The 19,991-nt window shown below is 44.2% G+C and carries 14 protein-coding genes and 1 tRNA gene; 7 read left to right on the plus strand and 8 right to left on the minus strand.

Going from position 1 to position 19,991, the window contains the following annotated elements:
* Window positions 1–2: 2 nt before the first annotated feature.
* Entirely contained in the window at window positions 3–1,121 is a 1,119-nt protein-coding gene (locus CS948_RS19640) for an AraC family transcriptional regulator (protein WP_099293890.1), read from the minus strand.
* A gap of 14 nt (window positions 1,122–1,135) precedes the next feature.
* On the minus strand, window positions 1,136–2,308 hold the full coding sequence (locus CS948_RS19645) for an AraC family transcriptional regulator (RefSeq protein WP_099294713.1): 1,173 nt from the start codon (window positions 2,306–2,308) through the stop codon (window positions 1,136–1,138).
* Window positions 2,309–2,720: 412 nt separating this feature from the next.
* Here CS948_RS19645 and CS948_RS19650 point away from each other — a divergent pair, with 412 nt between their 5' ends.
* The 6 genes from CS948_RS19650 to CS948_RS19675 all read left to right on the plus strand — a co-directional run bounded on the left by CS948_RS19650 (window position 2,721) and on the right by CS948_RS19675 (window position 11,239).
* Window positions 2,721–3,320, plus strand: a complete 600-nt coding sequence (locus CS948_RS19650) for a DUF3575 domain-containing protein (RefSeq protein ID WP_099293891.1) — start codon at window positions 2,721–2,723, stop codon at window positions 3,318–3,320.
* Between the two features lie 11 nt (window positions 3,321–3,331).
* The gene (locus tag CS948_RS19655; RefSeq protein WP_099293892.1) at window positions 3,332–4,768 is read left to right on the plus strand and encodes a DUF3868 domain-containing protein; all 1,437 of its coding nucleotides are present in this window, start codon (window positions 3,332–3,334) and stop codon (window positions 4,766–4,768) included.
* A gap of 47 nt (window positions 4,769–4,815) precedes the next feature.
* Window positions 4,816–6,552, plus strand: a complete 1,737-nt coding sequence (locus tag CS948_RS19660) for an Mfa1 family fimbria major subunit (protein WP_176555144.1) — start codon at window positions 4,816–4,818, stop codon at window positions 6,550–6,552.
* A 109-nt stretch (window positions 6,553–6,661) separates the two neighbouring features.
* Window positions 6,662–7,696, plus strand: a complete 1,035-nt coding sequence (locus CS948_RS19665) for a FimB/Mfa2 family fimbrial subunit (RefSeq protein ID WP_176555145.1) — start codon at window positions 6,662–6,664, stop codon at window positions 7,694–7,696.
* 14 nt (window positions 7,697–7,710) lie between these two features.
* Window positions 7,711–8,853 carry a hypothetical protein gene (locus CS948_RS19670; protein WP_099294721.1) on the plus strand — a complete coding sequence of 381 codons (1,143 nt, stop codon included), beginning with the start codon at window positions 7,711–7,713 and terminating at the stop codon, window positions 8,851–8,853.
* A 46-nt stretch (window positions 8,854–8,899) separates the two neighbouring features.
* Window positions 8,900–11,239, plus strand: a complete 2,340-nt coding sequence (locus tag CS948_RS19675) for a DUF4906 domain-containing protein (RefSeq protein ID WP_099294719.1) — start codon at window positions 8,900–8,902, stop codon at window positions 11,237–11,239.
* A gap of 191 nt (window positions 11,240–11,430) precedes the next feature.
* Here the strand turns inward: CS948_RS19675 and CS948_RS19680 are convergent.
* From CS948_RS19680 to CS948_RS19705, 5 genes are all read right to left on the minus strand, one after another.
* Window positions 11,431–11,503, minus strand: a tRNA-Lys gene (locus CS948_RS19680).
* Between the two features lie 119 nt (window positions 11,504–11,622).
* A complete protein-coding gene (locus CS948_RS19685) occupies window positions 11,623–12,222 on the minus strand; it encodes a YigZ family protein (protein ID WP_099293893.1) in 600 nt (199 codons plus the stop codon).
* 6 nt (window positions 12,223–12,228) lie between these two features.
* Window positions 12,229–13,656: a chromosomal replication initiator protein DnaA gene (gene dnaA, locus CS948_RS19690; protein ID WP_099293894.1), complete on the minus strand. Its 1,428-nt coding sequence runs from the start codon at window positions 13,654–13,656 to the stop codon at window positions 12,229–12,231.
* Window positions 13,657–14,032: 376 nt separating this feature from the next.
* Window positions 14,033–15,220 carry an MlaD family protein gene (locus CS948_RS19700; protein ID WP_099293896.1) on the minus strand — a complete coding sequence of 396 codons (1,188 nt, stop codon included), beginning with the start codon at window positions 15,218–15,220 and terminating at the stop codon, window positions 14,033–14,035.
* Between the two features lie 17 nt (window positions 15,221–15,237).
* Window positions 15,238–16,392: an N-acetylmuramoyl-L-alanine amidase gene (locus CS948_RS19705; RefSeq protein ID WP_099293897.1), complete on the minus strand. Its 1,155-nt coding sequence runs from the start codon at window positions 16,390–16,392 to the stop codon at window positions 15,238–15,240.
* 170 nt (window positions 16,393–16,562) lie between these two features.
* On the opposite strand from CS948_RS19705, the gene CS948_RS19710 reads away from it, so the two are divergent.
* The gene (locus CS948_RS19710; protein ID WP_099293898.1) at window positions 16,563–19,244 is read left to right on the plus strand and encodes a putative LPS assembly protein LptD; all 2,682 of its coding nucleotides are present in this window, start codon (window positions 16,563–16,565) and stop codon (window positions 19,242–19,244) included.
* Between the two features lie 4 nt (window positions 19,245–19,248).
* On the opposite strand, the gene rlmB is transcribed toward CS948_RS19710, so the two are convergent.
* Complete coding sequence (rlmB, locus tag CS948_RS19715; protein WP_099293899.1) at window positions 19,249–19,989, minus strand: 23S rRNA (guanosine(2251)-2'-O)-methyltransferase RlmB; 741 nt, start codon at window positions 19,987–19,989, stop codon at window positions 19,249–19,251.
* Window positions 19,990–19,991: the final 2 nt, after the last annotated feature.

The raw sequence follows: 19,991 nt of genomic DNA on the forward strand, positions 1-19,991 counted from the left end.
TTTTATTCTATAGGAATGGCATCGTTTTTCACCATTTTCTTAGCCCGGAAATAACTGCGGTAATTACTGAATCCGGCATGGATAACAATATCCAACGAAGATATTTTTTGCTTTCTTTGTACGGCCTCAGACTGTAATCTTTCTACTTCCTTCAGCCGGTAATTATTAACGAAACGGTTGAAATTCATGCCATATTCTCGGTTGATGAAAGCCGATATATATGTCCTGTTGGAAATAAGGTCTTTGGCCATGTCGGTTATTTTGAATTCCGGATTTAGATAAGGCTTCTTATTCTCCAAATACTCCTCTACCCGCTGCCGCCCCAGTTGCGCATAATTTCCCGAGGCGGTCATTTCCTTTTCTTTGACGGTAATAGGTTCGATAATCACGTAATTCTCCGAAAGGATATTCAGGCACAGCACGATATGGGTAAAGACCGCCGGCAATGTTGTAAATGCCCAGATTCCCCCCACCTTATTGAATAATTCGATGCCCAATATTAATCCGGCTATCGGCAAGGTTTGCAGCACGACTCTAAAAAGGATAATAAAGGACAACCAATCCAACGACATCCGGTAGATATCAGCGGAATAATCGGTTACCTGACGTTTATACGACTTTATGCGGAGCAAGCTCAACCCGGAGTATAAAACGCTCAACACAATACAGACGACAAACGTGATGTCGATGATCGCGGTTGTCAAACTTGTATCGTTATCATAAATAGCTGTCCATCGTTGCCGGAACGGCACTATAAATGCGACCACGTAGATAGTGACGGTCAAACACGACGGAAGGATGAAATGATACGCGGGGAAACGTTTCCGTTCGCCTGTTCCCGTAATAATATAGGTGATCAAGTACAAGAATATGGGAATAAAGCTGAACGAGGAAAAGAAAACAGGCAGGTATGCAATGAAAGCGTCACGGGCAATGGAATGCATAACCAGTCCGCTCCAGTACAGCATGATCAGACAGTATACAGTGAGTATGCTGTAATGTATCTTCCGGTTGACCGTATTGGAAGAGCGGGTTATGTCGAGCAAAATCATGATCAAGCTGACCGCAGCGCTTACCACGGGTATTGAAAAAACTATTGCACGTCCGATATCTTGATTCATCCTTTTCTATTTATTTATGGTTTTTGGTCAGATTGTTCTTTATATGTATTCTCCAATTGGATCGCACGCTGAAAATGTCTGGAGTCTTTGAATCCCGCCATGACCATTACCTGATACGGATTTTTACGTTCGTTCGAAGGCTGCTCTATCAGAATCTGGTACTCCTTGATTCGCCACTGGTTCAAGTAACGCCTGAAATTCATGCCATAAGTTTGATTGATAAAATTGGACATGATAGTACGGTTTACCCCCATCACCTCAGCCATATCAATCAGTTTGAAATCAGGATCGAGATATGGTTTTTGTTGAGACAAATAGTTTTCGAATACCCTCTTGTTCAATTGTCCGCGTGCGTTGTCCGGCGCAAGGCGCTGTTTGGCACTCAAACCGTTGTTTCCTGTTTTCTTTTCGTTGGTCGGTAACAAATCGAATGTTTTGTAAGAGAGATATTGTCTACGGATAACTTGGTATACAAGCAATATTTCCTGTACCATAATGCATAACGCGTTCAGCCGGATAAGCCATTGGCTTGTGCCGACCAATATAGGCAAAAACGCGATCAGCAGTATCGCGATGGAAAGTATGAAAAACACGATGAGCCAACGCGATGATTTTATACTGAGATATTTTCGATCCGTGTCGGTCTTTTGAAGTACAGTCTGTTTATAATACCACAACAATAACAGGACGGTCGGAACGATATAGACAACCGCCATGACAAACCGCAATAAAGAGCTGAATATAAAAAACTCCATATATCGCTCGAACAATGACAATCCGGTAAAAATTTCTTCCCCGAGAGGCGATATTCGGACTGCCGCTATCAAGATAATTGCCAACGTGGGTACCGGCCAAAGGTAATTCAGCACGGGAATATTTCTTTTGCCCTCTAAATAGGTCAAGTAATAAACGATGTTATAGAACAATACGGGAATGTAGATATATGACAGGGCAAAAGGAATATCGACCGGAAGGAATATCGAATCGCCAGAGAGAGCATGCCACAAAACGGATGACCACCATACGGCTATCAGAATACAATAAATACTCACTACCCGCCTTAATTTCCTTTCGGCAAGATTACGATAATTCAATAACAGTAATAAGGTAAAGACTGAACATATGGCCGAACAAAATATTGGTAAAATATAGGTTATCAAGTTGCTATATGTGACAAATGCTCCCATGTCAATCGAATTCAAATTATTCTTCTCGAATGTATATTTCTGCCGGTTTTTCCCAGTGACTAAAATTGCTTGGGTAGACAGCCATATACACTCCGGCATTGTGATATACAAAGATAATCTAATTTACTGTACTTATAGGCATTATAACTGTTAATAATGATTCCGTACGTTAAAAAAATGAGTTTGACTTTTATGATTTGACATATCCGTTACAAAATTGCAGTTTGCATATAATGAACATTACGATTTTACCAATAATGATTTATACGTTTTGGCATTACGCGACAATAAATGCGTCGTTTCTTTGTGTAGAATAAAAAAGAAAGCAAGGAAACTGCAACTGCCCTCTTAAGCCTAATACAAGGACAGACAGTAAAGTTTGCAATGGAATTATTAACTATAACAATAAAGTATGAACAATGGAATTATAAAACGAATGTTTGTTCTGCTGGTAGTTGCCATCGCCGGTATAACGCAAGGTGTCAAAGCCCAGAACGTGGCTGTCAAGAGTAATGTTCTGGCGGACGCTTTCCTGAACCCGAATTTTGGAATAGAGGTCGGATTCGCACCTAAATGGACTTTGGACGTTACGGGACAGTTCAACGCATGGACGCTCTCGCACGACCGGCACTGGAAACACTGGGCTGTTCAACCTGAAGTCAGATACTGGTTCTGCGACCGGTTCTCAGGGCACTTTGTGGGTGCTCACATTCATGGCGGACAGTATAACATCGGAGGTTTTGACGGAAGAATCAACTTCCTCGGCACGGATGCCCGCAAACTGAAGGATTCCCGTTATCAGGGCTGGTTCGTCGGTGCAGGTATCGCTTATGGTTACACGTGGATACTGGGACGGCATTGGAATCTTGAGGCGGAAATTGGCTTTGGATATTCCTATACACGCTATGACCGCTTCGAGTGTGCCGGGTGCGGCAGAAGAACAGAAAGGAACAAGCCGCACCACTACGTGGGACCGACGAAAGCGGCTATTAATCTTGTTTATGTATTTTAATCGTGTGCAGAATGAAAAAGACATTATGTATCCTATCAGCCTTTTTGGGCATAGTTGTGGTAACGGAAGCGCAAACCGGAACCGACACGCGGAAAGAAGATATCGTGGATGATGTTTCCGTGGAAAATCTTAGAATAGAACGTAACGGCAAGTACATCACCATAGATATGCTTTTGGATTTGTCCGGACTCGACGTAGACAATAATCGTGCTGTGCTTCTTACACCATGGCTCGTCAATGGTAACGACTCGCTCGACCTGCAATCGGTAGGGATCTACGGCAGACGCCGTTACTACTTCTATATACGCAACGGCGAGAGTATGCTGTCGGGTAAGGATGAAAAGAGCTACAAGGTCTCGGAGAAGCCCAATACCATCGAATATCATAACATGGTACCATACGCCGAATGGATGAACAGCTGCGTGCTATTGCTTCGCCGCAGCGACTACGGGTGTTGCCACACTTTGTTGGCAGAGCAAAATGGTACGCTCGGACGACACTCAGAGGCGTTTTTCCCCGAACTGGTATATGTACATCCGCAAGGGCAGATCGAAAAACGGGATTCACTCGAAGGCTCGGCATTCATCGACTTTCCGGTAGATCAAACGGTGATTTATCCGAACTATCGACACAACGCCGCCGAACTTGAGAAAATACAGTCATCGATAGACTCCGTGCGAAGCGACGCAGACATAACCATCACTTCGGTATGGCTGAAAGGTTACGCTTCGCCCGAAAGTCCTTACGCACATAATAAAGAGTTGGCTATCGGACGTACCGCCGCATTGAAGAAACATATACAGCAACTCTACCGGTTTGAAGGTGATGTAATAATAACCGACCACGAACCGGAAGATTGGGCAGGATTGCGCCGCCACGTGGAACGGTCGAACCTTGAACATCTCACGGAAATCATAGCTTTGATAGACAGCGACTTGAAACCGGATGCCAAAGAACTGAAAATAAAACATGACTATCCGGCGGAATACCGCTTCCTGTTACAGAATTGTTATCCGGCGTTGCGCCGCACCGACTACCGCATATCCTATATCATCCGCAGTTACAGCGACGTGGAGGAGATAAAAAGAATCATGCGTGAACGACCGCAGAAACTAAGCCTGAACGAGTTTTACCTTGCCGCACAGGAGTATGAACCCGGTACGGATGAGTTCGCCGAGGTGTTCGAGACAGCGGTGCGCATGTTCCCGGATGACTCCATTGCCAACCTGAACGCCGCCAATGCCGCCATGCGCCGTGGCGATCTCACAGGCGCAAAGCGCTACCTTGCCAAGGCGGGCAATTCACCCGAAGCTGTTTATGCCCGAGGTGCACTGGCCATCCGGCAAAAGGATTACGACAATGCCCGACGTTACTTGAATGAGGCGAAATCACTAGGACTAGAGCAAGCCGGCACCACGCTTGAACAGCTTGAAAATGGTAAACACTAAATACGAACAAGAAAATATATCATTAATAAAATCAAATTATACACATTATGAAGATGAATAAATTATTTTTAGGTCTGTTCGCATGTACTGCATTGTGTGCATGCTCGAACGATGAATCGGAACTCATTCTAAATGAAACACCGAATGTTTTTACAAGCGATAAAGCGTACATCAATATCCGCCTCGCCGACGCAAGCTCCCTTACAAGGGCGCAAGAGGGTGACTTTGAATACGGAACAAACGAACAATCCGTAAAAAACGTTTACTTTTATTTTTATGATGCCGACGGCGTATTCGTAACGCAAGGCGATGTTTGGACGGATGGCAACGCCTCAGTGACAACCCCAGCCGAAAACATTGAATTCAAAAGCAACAATGTTGTTGTGCTGCAAGGGCTGGACAAAAAGGAGTATCCCAAGTACATGGTAACAGTGCTTAACAAACCGGATAACTTCGTGTATGGGAAAACGCTCGATGAAATGCAAACGGCACTCGCGGACAATAACGCAGAAGGCATTTATTACCCGACAACCACCAATGACGTCACTACCAATTACTTTACGATGAGTACCACGAGTTACACCGAAGCTAATCGGGCAAAATATTTCGTGACGGAAGTTAAAGAGGAAAATTTCTCTCTTGAACCGGTAACGGACATGAATGCCATTACTAACGCAATGACTGTCTACGTGGAGCGTCTGGCAGCCAAAGTAACCTTGAATGTGTCCGGAGAACTCCCAAAGGATGCAAACGGACGTTACCCGATAAAAGTCACCGTGGCAGGCGAAGACAACTCGGCCGGAAGCGGTAATATCGCTTCGGAAGACCTTTACGTGGAATTGCTCGGATGGAAATTGAATGCCACGGCGAAGAAATCATACATGGTCAAGAACATGGATGTAACTTGGACGAATGATGCTTTGGGCTTTACATGGAACAGACCGACCGACTACCGTAGCCATTGGAGCAAGTCGTTCAACTACGGTTTTTCCGGCTATCCTGAAAATGCAGCGGGAATCCCTGCCAATTCCCAATACCTAAACTATGTCGATTTGAAAAATGACTTAATCGAATTGGAAGCCCCTGCCTATTGCGCCGAGAACACCAACACGAATACCATCGTTACCGCCAACTTTCCTTCTGCCGTCACGAGCATCTTGTTGAAAGCCAAGGTTTGCGATGCAAACGGCAATGCACTAGACCTCGTACGTTACAACGGTGTGCTTTTCAAACAAGACTCTTTTCTCGAATACGTGCTTAACATACTGAAGACGAAGAACCAACTGAACGTGTGGTATGAAGACGGCAAAGATGATAAAGGTAATACTAAATATACCCAAATTGGCAGAGAGTATGTGAAGTTGGAGAACGTGGGTGACGGGAAAGTGAAAGTGGTATTTACGAATGAGAATGCAACCCCGTTATATGAAGAAGACGGCACCACTTACTCGAATCAAAGCATAACCGATCTTAACGATAATTTGGCTGCTGCTTCCGCAGGCGCCATTGCTTACAACGGCGGATTGATGTACTACAATATTCCTATCGAACACCTCAACAATGGCGCTATCGCGGCAAACGGAACTATTCCAGAAGCCAAATACGGCGTGGTACGCAATCACCACTATGTAGTTACCATCGACAAATTGGAAAAGATTGGTAAAGGTATTTTTGACGAAGACGAAAGAATCGTTCCCGGCGATCCGGACGGTGACACTTATTACGTTGGTGCGAAAATCAATATCCTCTCTTGGAAAATTGTCAGCCAAAACGTGGAACTTTAATTTGCTTGAAGTAATCCTTATCTTATAAACAACCATTCCATGAGGTTTTTCTCCGCATGGAATGGTTTTAGAAAAGCGCTTATAGAGAGAATAAAACAACATAAGTCAAATGGATATACGGTCTTACATAAGAAAAACAAGCTGCAAGTTGATGGCAGCCATCGCTTGCGCTTCGATGCTATACGCCTGCAACAGCTTAATCTATGACGGTGAGGGTGATTGCTCGGTAAACTACCGTGTGAAGTTCCGTTACGATTACAACATGAAGTTTGCCGATGCTTTTGCCCACGAGGTGAACGTAGTGACACTTTACCTGCTCGCTGCCGACGGCAGAGTGGTTTGGCAACGTACAGAACAAGGAGAAGCCCTTGCAACCGATGGCTATGTCATGACTGTAGATGTAGAACCGGGCAAATACGACCTGCTTGTTTGGTGTGGTACTACCGACAAAGGCTCTTTCTCGATACCAGAAACAACCGTCGGCAAAGAACTGACCTGCACACTTGAAAGGCAACACGATGCCGGGAACAAGGCATTCGTTATCGAAGATCTCGATCGCTTGTTCCACGGCTGGCTGCCGGAACAGACGTTCGGTGAAACCGAAGGTACGTACACTTATACCGTACCGCTGGTGAAGAACACCAACAACGTGCGAGTGGTATTACAACACCTTTCGGGAGAAGCCGTGGACAAAGACAAATTCGTTTTCACTATCACCGGCACTAACGGAAGCATGGATTGGGACAACACGCTGCTGCCCGACGAGCCGGTGACTTTCTACGCATGGCATACTGACTCCGGGGAAGCGGGCATGGACTCCCAGACCGAAGAAACACAGACCGCACCTCGTACCGCTTTCAGTGCGACCATAGCTGAACTGACCGTGCCGCGCCTAGTGAAAGGACAGGAAAAACGGCTCACCGTGACCAACAAGGAAACAGGAAAAACAGTTTTCTCCATTCCCCTTATCGATTATGCCTTGCTCGTGAAAGGTTTCTATAACCGGGATATGGGCGATCAAGAGTATCTCGACAGGCAGGACGTGTACGACATGATGTTTTTCCTCGATGAAGGTGATCGTTGGCTTGATGCCTACATTTATATCAACTCTTGGAAAGTAGTACTGCAAAACAGCGAATTGTAATAGGAGGAATGCAAATGAAAAATGTGGCACAACATATCATCACGGGAACTCTGATGTTTCTTGGGTTGTGGAACACCTCGTGTAGCCATGACACGGAAACCTTCGATATACCCGATAAAGAAACAGCTCTCAGCATCGGCCTCAGATTACCCGCAAGAAGCCCAAAGGCCACTGAAGGCTACGAGGTCGGCGATACCTATGAAAACTATATAGACATAGAGAACAACAACTACAGGATTTATTTCTTCACTTCAGACAATAAGTTCATCGCCCGTTTTGAACCGTCCGGTTTCGTGGTGACCACAGGAAGCGATTACCGGGATTACAGCGTGCTTGGCAAGGCTCCCGCCTCTTTGACCAATCACGAAAACTTCAAGATGGTCGTACTTGCCAACTGGCCGCAATATGGCGATGATATGATGAAGACCGGAGAAACGTTACTCACGGACATCTGTGATGCCGGATGGGGACAATTCGATAGTTTTTCTTCTTTCGAGTTGGGACCGAAACGGCTAATTCCTTTCTATGGTGTCCACGAATACAATAATATAGAGTTCAAGCCCGGAGAGGCCACATTGCTACCCGATCCTGTCACCTTGCTCCGTGCCATGGCAAAGGTGGAGGTGATACTCAAAACGGACGAACATTTCGACTTATCATTCAGCGAGGTGAAAATCCGTCGCTATAATAAAAAGGGATACTGTGCCCCGAAAGACGTTTTCTCGCAAGAGGACTACGATCACGGCGGTGAGTGGAACAATGATTACGTTAGTGACTTGCACCTCGTGGAGAACAGTAACGACACGGAAGAAAAAATACAAAATTTTCACTTCGCAAACCGGTGGATAGATACTGACGGAAACAAATACGAGAAATGGATTGCCTACCTGCCCGAATACCAAAACATTGACGCAGGCGACAAATACTCGTGCATTGAAGCAAGACTCGATGCCCAGACCGGTGAGGACGAACCGCACAAAGTCTATTTCGCAAGATACGACGAGAGTGGCAAGACAGATAATAACGACAATGCCCAGCGTTTCAACGTCACCCGCAATAACCTCTACCGTTTCACCATCACTGTCCGCGACAACAGACTCTCGGTGAACGTGCAGGAATGGAAATATGCTTATGACAACGAATATACTTTTGACTGATATGAAACATTACTTCTTACTCGTACTCTTATTAGCAATCATCACAATGGGTAGTTGCATAGACGAACTTCAACCGGAGGCAAGTGAAACAAACGGAACAGTCCTTGATGAGGGCGAACTGACGGAAGCAGTATTGAATTTGTCCGTCAATGCATTTATCATTGGGACAAAAGCAAATACAAGGGCATCCATACCAAGCAGCATTCCCGAAAAGGAGACTTCGGAAGAAAAAGAGATACACAACATCTGGGTATTCCAATATGACGCGACAACACAAGAACTGTTGATAAAGCCTCGTTACTACACCATCAATGACCAAACTATGTTGCAAGACCTGCCCGTATATCTGAAAGCGGGAGTTCCATCCATCGTATATGTCGTAACCAACACGGGCTATGACAACTGGGCTAACGATGGCACGGATGCTTCATGGCAAACGTTCAAAAAATTGGAACAACTGAAAAAGCAAACTTTGCCTACCGCTTTCCCGGCTCGGTCGATAGACAAGGTGTCGCTCCCAATGGCCGGAGCAAGCGAGGAGGTAGAGATAACGACAGGTATTACGGTCACGGTACCGGTTACACGTATGTATGCCAAACTCAAAGTAAAAGTAGAAATGCTGAAGGCAGGAATGGAACTGAACAATGTCAACGTAAGACAAATTCCCAATATTTGCCGGGTGGAGACACTGGCCGGAGATGGACAGGAAGAACCGATGAATGCGGTTCCATTCCCTGATGGAACAACATTCAGCTCCATAGCCTTTGCCGCTTCGGACTTGGAAAAGAATGAAGATAAGGAATGGGCTGTTTTCTATGTCCCGGAAAACCTGCAAGGGGAAACAGAAACTCAGGGTGGTAACAAGTCTGATGCCGCCCCCTCCAACGCGCTTGTGGTGGATATAACCACCGAAATCGGTGGCGAAAGATATCTCTATGTAGCTTATCCCGGGGGAAACTCACTTAATAATTTTAATATACAACGTAATCAAGTTTACCGCATAACGTTGACTATCACAGGAGAAAAAGGCCAAAACAATCCATCGTCCAATTGTTTTGTTGTAAAACCCAACGGTTTCCTCTCTTTTGAACCCTATTACCGTGTAGAGACAGGAGGCGGATACAATTTTGCAGACTATTTAAGCCCTCATGACGAGAACCTGAAAATAGCCCGTGTCGGCATTATCTGGCAAACCAAAGACTGCATCGGTGATAATACGAATGGAACGCTGGTGCAACTCGGTGAGAACACAGGCGACATTCATCAGAAAATCTATGTTAGAACACAAAAGAAAGGGAATGCCTTGATCGGTGCTTACAATAGCAAGGGAAACATTATATGGTCTTGGCACATCTGGGTTACTGACCATGAACCGGACAATCTCGGCAAAGCCGTTACTTATTACACATACGATTGGGACAAGAACGGCATATATCCCGAGAAGCCACGCGTTCAAGGCTATGCCGTTATGCCATGCAACCTCGGTGCGCTGGCGGAGAATCAAAAAGGTACAGGAAATGGTCTTTATCGGTATCCGAATGAAATGACACAGGCTTTCGGTATGTTGTATCAATGGGGACGAAAAGATCCGTTCCCTCCTTTACGCAATATTACAAATGCATATCAGGATTATAATGACGAACATACAGATATACACTATGACAACTCCAACCAGATTGAAGTGCACAAGACATCCGATATCGATGAAAACAAGCTGTTTCATTCGGTGATTGGAAATACCCTAACCGGAGCCATCAGACACGCCATAGCCAACCCCACGGTTTTCATCTGTGGAACAAACGAGGTGAAACGAGGTGAATCTTATGTACAAACAAAGAGTAGCTATTTCAATAATGGAGACTGGTGTCCGGTAGGAGAAAGCGACAATAAACTTTGGGGTGGACTGGAACCAGCCTCCGAGGGAATGAAGGGCTACACGATTAATCAAAATAATAATGTACACATATACGATAACTACGGAACGGAAAAATCCATTTTCGACCCCTGCCCCACGGGCTGGAGGGTTGCCTCGGGTGAATTGTGGCTCGAGTTTACAAATACAGGACTCAATCCGGGATCTATGAGTGATATCAATTATGACGACAAGTTTCCAGACGGATATGGCATGAATATGTATATGCAGCAATGGAAAGACGGTCCGACATCTTATTTTCCGGTACAGGGAACACGTGTAGGTGATGGAGGAGGCATTCGTTCAAATAGTTGCGGAAACTATCATAATGCAACCACGGACACGGATAACCGAGTGAATATTTTACATATCCATAAGGATCATAGCCTGTTCCATATATTCGAATATCAATTCTATTTCTACTATGTAAAATCAGTAGCAGGACCAATCCGATGCGTGCGCGATTCGAAATGAAACAGCACACTTGAGCTGGAAGATTTTCCCATTATCACCGAATTCACCTATGCAGAGGACACTATCGACATTGATCGAAATCATGAACTAAACAAGGACTTATTGGGTCTTTAAGGAAATAAAAAAAAGCCTAAAAATAATCTAATTCTTAGGCTTTATCTTTTTAATGTAGTCATTTCCAGACTCTTCGGTGATCCAACTGGGACTCGAACCCAGGACCCCAACATTAAAAGTGTTGTGCTCTACCAGCTGAGCTATTGAATCCTTCAATTGTGTTTCTCAATTGCGGATGCAAAGATAGTAATTCTATTTAAACTCCCAAAGACAAGGGGCTTTTTTTATGAAAAAAATATGGCGATACAACACAGATAAGCTTTCACGAACTATTCTTCAATCGCAAGCGACTCTATTTTCAACAAACGTTCTTTCAACCGGGGCATATCTTTCTGCCTGATAGAGAGAGTCATTTCGCACTCCATTTCGAAATTTCGGGATAGCACTTCCGGTTCTTCTTCTTTCAGTACTTTCATCACGTCATTCATCACCACGTAGGTGAAACGGATACGAATTTCTTCATCCACCGTGCGTTCGACAATCTCGGCATGGAGGATGGCATTGGCGGCGGCATCCCTGTACGCTTGAATCAAACCGGATACACCGAGTTTTATCCCCCCGAAATAACGCACGACAACCACGAGAACATTGGAAAGATCGTTGGATACGATTTGTCCCAGAATGGGTTTCCCTGCCGTGGAGGAAGGCTCCCCGTCGTCATTCGCCCGAAAGCGTTCCCGGTTTGCCCCCAGACAATAGGCATAACAATGATGACGGGCATCATAATACTTGGTTTTTATCTCTGTCAGGATATCTTTAACCTCTTCCTCTGTCTTCACCGGGTAAATAAAAGAAATAAAGCGACTGCCTTTCTCCTTGTACAGGCCTTCGGCAATCGCTTTTACTGTTCTATATTTATCCTCTTCCATGAGAAATTAATTCGCGCAATAGAGTTTCTTTTGCAACTCTTCCACTTGGGCACGGAAAGCACGATCCGTTTCCATCATGTCGGTGACAGCCTTACAGGCATACAATACCGTCGTGTGATCTTTACGTCCTATCAGCTTCCCGATATAAGCCAACGAGGCATTCGTGTAATTCTTGCTGAAATACATCGCCAACTGGCGGGCTTGCACCACTTCCCGTTTGCGTGTTTTTTCCTGCAACAGTTCGGGTGCCATATTGAAGTGTTGGCAAACAACTTCCTGTATGTATTCCACGGTCAGTTCCTTTTTCTGGTCTTTGACCATTTTACCCAAAATATCCTTAACGACATCTATCGTCAAATCCCGATGATTAAAAGTAGCTTGAGCTAACAAAGAAATCATGGCTCCTTCCAATTCCCGCACGTTGGTGCACACGTATTTACATATATACTCCAATATCTCGTCGGAGAAATCAATACCGTCTTTACGGGCTTTGTATCGGGCTATCGCTACCCGCGTTTCGTAATCCGGGGCTTTTATCTCTGCCGACAATCCCCAGCGGAAACGAGAGAGCAAACGCTCTTCCAATCCGCTCAATTCTGCCGGGGAACGATCGGATGTCAATATCAATTGTTTACCGGATTGATGCAAATGATTGAATATATGGAAAAACGTATTCTGCGTGGCAGTCTTCCCCGCCAACTCGTGAATATCGTCCAGAATCAACACATCTATCAATTGATAGAAGTGCAAGAAATCGTTAATCTCGTTCTTGCGCACGGCTTCCGTGAATTGCGTCTGGAAGACATTGGTTGTCACGTACAACACCACCTTATTCGGGTGGTTTTGCTTTACTTCCATACCGATTGCCTGTGCCAGATGCGTTTTACCCAAACCGGAGCCCCCGTATATCAACAAAGGATTGAAAGCCGTTCCACCGGGATTCTGGGCAATAGCTACCGCGGCAGATTTTGCCAACCGGTTGCAGCTACCTTCTATATAACTATCCAATGTATAGGAAGGGTTCAGTTGCGGGTCAATCTGTACACGATTATTATTACGCTCAAAAGGATTTTTCGGGGCATTATCTCCTGTTTTACCGTTCAGATAAACGGTACTTGGCTCAACCTTCTTCACGTGCGTGGAAGACATCGTCACTGATATCGGGTCACGAGGGTGACTCTCCTCTACCACAACAGAATATTCCAGTTTAGCTTTCGGACCGATCACGGTACGAATAGCTTTCCGCAAAATCTCCACAAAGTGTTCTTCCAGACACTCGTACACGTATTGACTCGGAACTTGAATTGTCAACACGTCCTGCTGAAAGTTCAAAGCACGTATAGGCAAGAACCACGTTTTAAATGTTCTTGGCGCCACTTGTTCTTTAATTAGGTCCAGACATTCCGACCAAACACTTTTACAATCCCTTTTCATTTATATATATCGTTTTATTCCCTATTCATCCTATATGAAATAGAACGCTAAATTCGAAAAAATATTTCTCTAAAAAAAATGAGCCTTTTGCTTGCTTTTTACCAAGAATGGCTTACGGGTTAGGTATCAATCCTTTAGATATAACACACTAACAACCAATAGATTAATTCATTTGTTACATATTGACCGCATTACAAAATTGCCTTTGCAATCTTAACATAAACGTAACAATATTTTGAGCGATTTTCCTAGATAAAGCTTTAAGTCTTAGGTCTAAAAATTGATTCGAAATATCAAAATAGAGTTTTAAAAAGTTTCGGTTTATGTTAATAAAAATAGATGCCTTACATGCATTATTTAGAATCATTCTATTTTTTCAGACAAAGTCAATTTTAACTATATAAGCGTCTTTGTAACGTTTCATAACATCATCTAATTTCCGTTGCGCGGCTTTCAATTTCTTGAAACTATCAATTATATACAGATACTTATCTTTATATTTAATCTCCTTTAATTCAGAGTTTTGTACATATAATTCCGAATTTATATCCAGACGTTCGGACGACTCGAAAATCACTATTCCGTACTCATCCAAGCCGATCTTGCCGGAAGAAAAATCTATTAAGGAAAGGTTAATGAAGCGTCTTGGGTTATACCTGAATTCGACTAACAGACGATTGAGATTTTCACTCACTTGATTCAGATTATAATAAAGGTCATTATCATTCACGAGAGCACCAATCGTTCCCTCTCCCCGGTTTATTTTAGCAAAGATCGTATCAACATGTGCAAGTATATTATCGACGTTAGTCAACATCTCACCCAAACTGGCACCACGCAAGGAATCGCTGATCGCCGAGAAGTTACCCAGTATATTGGATATTTCTTCATTGTTATCCGACAGATTGGCCGTAATACTATTTATATTCCGCAATATCTCGCTGACACGCGCGGATTCCGACTGCATCAGTGTATCCAAATTACCGGAAGCACCTTCAAGATTCCGTAAAGTGCGATCTATACTGGCAAAACTATTACTCAAATTCTTTTTGGTTTCTTCATTGAAGACGCCTTGTACAATAACCATAACGGAATCGAGAGAACCCAGAAGACGTTCCGCTTTTTGCTTTAAAGGCAGCATTTGACGACTTACCTGCTCCATCAATCCCTGTTCTATTTTAGAAGTCAACGTGTCACCGCTAACGGCAAAAACGGGAGAATCGCCCGGAATCAAATCCACCACCTTGGAACCCATCAGATCGGCACTCTGAATCATCGCCAAACTATTGGAAGGTAACTCCAATCCCTTGTTGACGGAGAACTTCACCAGCACTTTATCATACCGTTCACCCGTGAACTGAATAGAGATGACCTGCCCCACCTGATATCCCCGGTACACGACACCACTGGACACTTTCAATCCTTCCACGCTATTATATACCCCGTAAAATATACTTTTAGATTCAAATAGTGACGAACCTTTCAGAAAATTGATTCCCCAGATTAAAATAAGCACCGCGGCTATTGCAGTTAATGCCAGTTTGGCTTCTCTTTTTAGTTTCATGAGTATAATTTTATTCTTTACTTCTTTTGTTCTATTTTTCTTGCCTCCGCGACCGTTATCTGTTTACCTTTATATATAGCAATGATAAAACAGTCTTTCACCGCCTTCCGGATACTCTTCTGGTTTTCCAACGCTTTTTCGTAGGTAGAAGTTTTCCCGACGTAATAACGGTAACGCTCTTCTCCTTTCAACTCCTCTATCTTTTCTTTCAACTTCAGATACCCGAAATCCTTGATTCTTGTCTTGGACGAGGCTACTTGAACAGCGTAAAATAAGTCATTTTTATTTTGAGGAGCAACAACATTCTCCGTTTTTTTCTTCTCCGTTCCGGTTACTTTCTTTTCTTCAGACTGAGTGACAGGGTTTTCCACCTTTATCACGACACTATTCCGCTCCACATTATTTTTATACGATTGGAATCCCGAAAAAATAGCACGCGCCAAATTTGTCTGCCCGGATTCCGACGTCAATATTTTCTGGTCATGCGGGTTCGAGATAAAACCCGTTTCTATTAACACGGCAGGCATCCCGACATCCATCAAAACGATAAACCCGGCTTGCCGTACTTCCCGGTCCGGCATTTTCGTGCGTTTCACCAGTTCATTCTGCACGGGAGCCGCAAATTCCATACTATTTTTCAAATGACTGTTCTTCAGAAAATTGAACATGATGTAGGACTCTGCTTTCTTGGGATCAAAGCCGTCGTACTTCACCGAATAGTCTTCCTCGTAATGAATCGCCTCGTTTTCTTTCATGGCAACTTGAAAACTCGCTTCCGATTTATGCAATCCCAACACGTAAGTTTCTACCCCTCGCACGGTAGACTTGGAAAACTTGTTCACGTGAATGGAAATGAACAACTGCGCTTTTGCTTTATTCGCTATTCTTCCCCGTTCCCTCAAGTCCACCGCAACATCTTTTGTTCGGGTATACACTATTTTGATATTCGGATAAGCATCCTTTATCATTTTCCCCAACTTCAAGGCAACAGCCAAAGTTATATCCTTCTCTCTCAAGCGTCCGCTTATCGCACCCGGGTCTTTCCCCCCGTGTCCCGCGTCAATACAAATACAAGTAATTCTACCCAAATTATCTTGAGCATCGAGAGTTTTTATTCCCCCTAACAGAAAGATAACCAACAAGAAACCTACAAACCTGCACTGATTTATCATGTATTTAAAACTTTTTAAAAAGAATCATGACCATTAACAACCATTATTTCTTACATTTGCAAAGCAAAAATGCTATATGCGTCATGCAATATTAGTCACAAAAATAATATATTAAATTGCAAATTAGATTATATACAGGGCTTTTTATTAAGAAATGTATCATTTTAACGATGATCGCCCTGCCGATAATACTATCATCCAACGGTGTTGCATCCGAGCTTCTTTTCGGAGACGGAATTGATGTATTTGTCAGTGACACCACGAAAGAAGTCAGAGATCAGTGGCCTGTCATCAATCTCGATACCACGATTCCGACTCCTAAAAGACTTCCCGTCCTCGCCCGCGACACGTCCGGGCAACCGGGCGACAGCATTCGTATCGTGTATGATTCAACAGGTATGGCAATTGACACGATCCGGAATGACTCCACGGTTTCAAAACCGTTATTTAATGATTTAATCACTTATAACGCGGACGACTCCGTGAAATTTTCCATCAACGGCAAGAAAGTTTACTTGTACGGTAACGGGTTCGTGAAATACCTCACGAGCGAACTGAAGGCTGATTATATCGTACTGGATATGGAAAAAAAAGAAGCATACGCTACCGGGGTTCCCGATTCCGTCGGAGAACTTACAGGTACCCCGAAATTCAAAGACGGGGCACAAGAATTCGAGGGGAAAGAGTTGAGATATAATTTTGATTCGAAAAAAGGACTTATTACAGAAATCATCACGCAAGAAGGCGAAGGATACGTGCAGGGACAAACCACGAAAAAAATGAGCGACTCGGTGTATTGCGTGGTACACGGTTCATATACCACGTGTGACAATCACGACCATCCTCACTTCCGTCTTCGGATGAGCCGGGCGAAAATGATTAAAGACAAAAGAATCTTCGTGGGCTTCACCTACTTGGAACTCGAAGATGTTCCCCTGCCCTTGTTTATCCCGTTCGGTTTCTTCCCGATCACGAACAAGGGGACGTCAGGTATCATCATGCCGACATACGGGGAGGAACGAATGAGAGGTTTCAACCTCCGGGGTGGTGGATATTACCTCTATATCAATGACTATATTGATATGACTCTCACGGGTGACATATATACCAACGGTTCATGGGGATTGCAATATGCCACCACGTATAGAAAAAGATATAAATACAACGGGCAATTCAACGCCACGATGAGCAAGAACCACGTGAGCGAGAAAGGGCTGCCCGACTATCAGGAATCTTCCGACTGGTCTGTCCGCTGGACTCACTCGCAAGACGGTAAAGCCAACCCTTACAGTTCTTTCTCGGCATCGGTGGATATGTCTTCCGCGAGCAATAATTACTATAACGGAAACAATATAAATGATATTGCCAATCAACGGAAGCAATCCAGTATATCTTGGAGCAAGAAATGGCCGGAAAGTCCTTTCAGTTTAAGCGGCTCACTCAGCCACAGCCAGAACAGTCGGGACACCTCTATCTCCCTCACGCTACCAAACATCAGCTTGCGCATGACACAAATCTATCCTTTCCGTAAAAAAGACAAGGTGGGAGAAATGAAATGGTACGACAATATCGGTATCTCCTATTCGGCAGAGCTAAGAAACAATATCCAGACAAAAGAAAACAAACTGTTCAAATCGTCTTTTGAAAGAGATTGGGATAACGGATTCAAGCACAATATCCCGCTGAGCTTGTCTTTCAAAATAGCGAAAGACGTGACATTTACCCCTTCTCTAAACTATAACGGGTACCTCAACACGAAGACTTTCGAGAAAATATGGATACCGGATACCAGCCGTGCCGGGGGACAAGTTGTCAAAAGAGTCATACCGGGTATAAACTATTCGCATGACTATTCGGCAAGTGCCTCCATTGGCTACACGCCGACCATTTACGGTATGTTCTTGTTCAAACCGGGCAGTAAGGTTGCCGCTATCCGTCACATGATACGACCGTCTTTCTCGGCGTCCTACACGCCCGCGTTAAAGCCTTTGGGCAAATACACGAAGGAATATTTTGACGGGGAAAAATACGTCGAATACGCTATTCACGAGGGATTGCCTTATACCCCAAAGACGACTATCGGCACACAATCGGGAAGCATCAGTTTCAGCTTGGACAACAATGTCGAGATGAAAGTCCGTAACGATAATGACACGACCGGGGATGAGCAATTCAAAAAAGTAAAACTACTGGAGAGTTTCCAGATAAGGGTTTCTTACAATCCTTTTGCGGATAGCATGAGATTTTCCACTATCGGTTTAAGCGCCCGTACCAAAGTATTCAACAATAAGGTCGATTTGAACTTCTCCGGAACGTTGGATCCTTACGCTGTCGATGGGAACGGACGTAAAATCAATAAATACCACGGTGGAATCGGGCGATTGACAAATGCTACCATATCCAGTAACTTTAGTCTATCGGGTGACAACGGAAAAAACAAAGAGAAGAAAAACGAAATGGTGGGCGGTTATTACGATGACTATATGGATTTTGATGTTCCTTGGAACCTGAGTCTGGGGTACAACCTGAATTATACCAAAACTTACTCTTCGGCCTCCCCAAAGGGAAAAGGAGATATTCGACAAATTTTAAGTATCAACGGAGATCTCTCGTTGACACCGAAATGGAAAATATCTTTCCAATCGGGATATGATTTCAAAGCCAATGAAGTTACCTCAACAAGTTTCAGTATCACGCGGGACTTGCATTGTTGGGAAATGGTATTCAATTGTATGCCGTTCGGTCAGCACCAGTCCTACAACTTCGAGATACACGTGCGTTCTTCCATGTTGAGAGACTTGAAACTGACCAAACGGGAATCCTTTACCGACTCAAGGTTATACAATCGATAATAAATTACGACCTCTGTCGTACGGCTTCGTACATCAATATAGCCGCGGCGGCGGAAACATTCAGCGATTCGATTTTACCGAGTTGGGGTATCTTGATACGTTCGTCTGCCAAAGCCAACAATTCTTCATCTATACCGGTATCCTCCGCTCCCATGATAAGCAGGCATCCGTCTTTCATGTTTGCCTCGGTGTAGAACTTATCGGCTTTCTCTGTGGCGGCAAACACGGTCAATCCCCTCCGTTTTAATTCCCGGATTGTTTTCTTCAGGTTCTTCTCCCGACACACCGGTAAATGATATAACGCTCCCGCTGATGTCTTGATGGCATCGGATGATATTTTCGCTGAATTTTTATTGGGAATCAGAATCGCATCCACCCCGGCACATTCCGCCGTACGAGCAATTCCACCCAAATTGCGCACGTCCGTGATTCTGTCCAACACCAAAACGAACGGGGTCTTTCCTGCCGCAACCACGCTACCGATTACCTCATCGATATCTTGATAAGGTATCGGGGAAACCTCAGCCAACACCCCTTGATGGTTGCGTCCGGCAAACGGTTTAAATACTTCTTCCGGAACATACTGGAACGGAATCTGACGTTCACGCACCAACGCGAACAACTGTTGGAATAAATCACCCTTTATCCCTTGTCTGAACATTACTTTATCAATCTCTTTTTCATCCAGTATCGCCTCCTGTACGGCACGGATTCCGAAAATACATTCTTGTTTAAACTTTGCCATCT

This window comes from Butyricimonas sp. Marseille-P3923, assembly GCF_900184685.1.
Lineage (GTDB): Bacteria > Bacteroidota > Bacteroidia > Bacteroidales > Marinifilaceae > Butyricimonas > Butyricimonas muris.

Excerpts from the sequence above, each read along its gene's own strand:
- CS948_RS19640 (WP_099293890.1), bottom strand. The coding sequence starts at position 1,121 with ATGAATCAAGATATCGGACGTGCAATAGTTTTTTCAATACCCGTGGTA.
- CS948_RS19700 (WP_099293896.1), bottom strand. The coding sequence starts at position 15,220 with ATGAAACTAAAAAGAGAAGCCAAACTGGCATTAACTGCAATAGCCGCG.
- CS948_RS19675 (WP_099294719.1), top strand. The coding sequence starts at position 8,900 with ATGGGTAGTTGCATAGACGAACTTCAACCGGAGGCAAGTGAAACAAAC.
- CS948_RS19705 (WP_099293897.1), bottom strand. The coding sequence starts at position 16,392 with ATGATAAATCAGTGCAGGTTTGTAGGTTTCTTGTTGGTTATCTTTCTG.
- CS948_RS19650 (WP_099293891.1), top strand. The coding sequence starts at position 2,721 with ATGAACAATGGAATTATAAAACGAATGTTTGTTCTGCTGGTAGTTGCC.
- CS948_RS19685 (WP_099293893.1), bottom strand. The coding sequence starts at position 12,222 with ATGGAAGAGGATAAATATAGAACAGTAAAAGCGATTGCCGAAGGCCTG.
- CS948_RS19655 (WP_099293892.1), top strand. The coding sequence starts at position 3,332 with ATGAAAAAGACATTATGTATCCTATCAGCCTTTTTGGGCATAGTTGTG.
- CS948_RS19670 (WP_099294721.1), top strand. The coding sequence starts at position 7,711 with ATGAAAAATGTGGCACAACATATCATCACGGGAACTCTGATGTTTCTT.
- CS948_RS19710 (WP_099293898.1), top strand. The coding sequence starts at position 16,563 with ATGATCGCCCTGCCGATAATACTATCATCCAACGGTGTTGCATCCGAG.
- CS948_RS19660 (WP_176555144.1), top strand. The coding sequence starts at position 4,816 with ATGAAGATGAATAAATTATTTTTAGGTCTGTTCGCATGTACTGCATTG.
- CS948_RS19665 (WP_176555145.1), top strand. The coding sequence starts at position 6,662 with ATGGATATACGGTCTTACATAAGAAAAACAAGCTGCAAGTTGATGGCA.
- rlmB (WP_099293899.1), bottom strand. The coding sequence starts at position 19,989 with ATGGCAAAGTTTAAACAAGAATGTATTTTCGGAATCCGTGCCGTACAG.
- dnaA (WP_099293894.1), bottom strand. The coding sequence starts at position 13,656 with ATGAAAAGGGATTGTAAAAGTGTTTGGTCGGAATGTCTGGACCTAATT.
- CS948_RS19645 (WP_099294713.1), bottom strand. The coding sequence starts at position 2,308 with ATGGGAGCATTTGTCACATATAGCAACTTGATAACCTATATTTTACCA.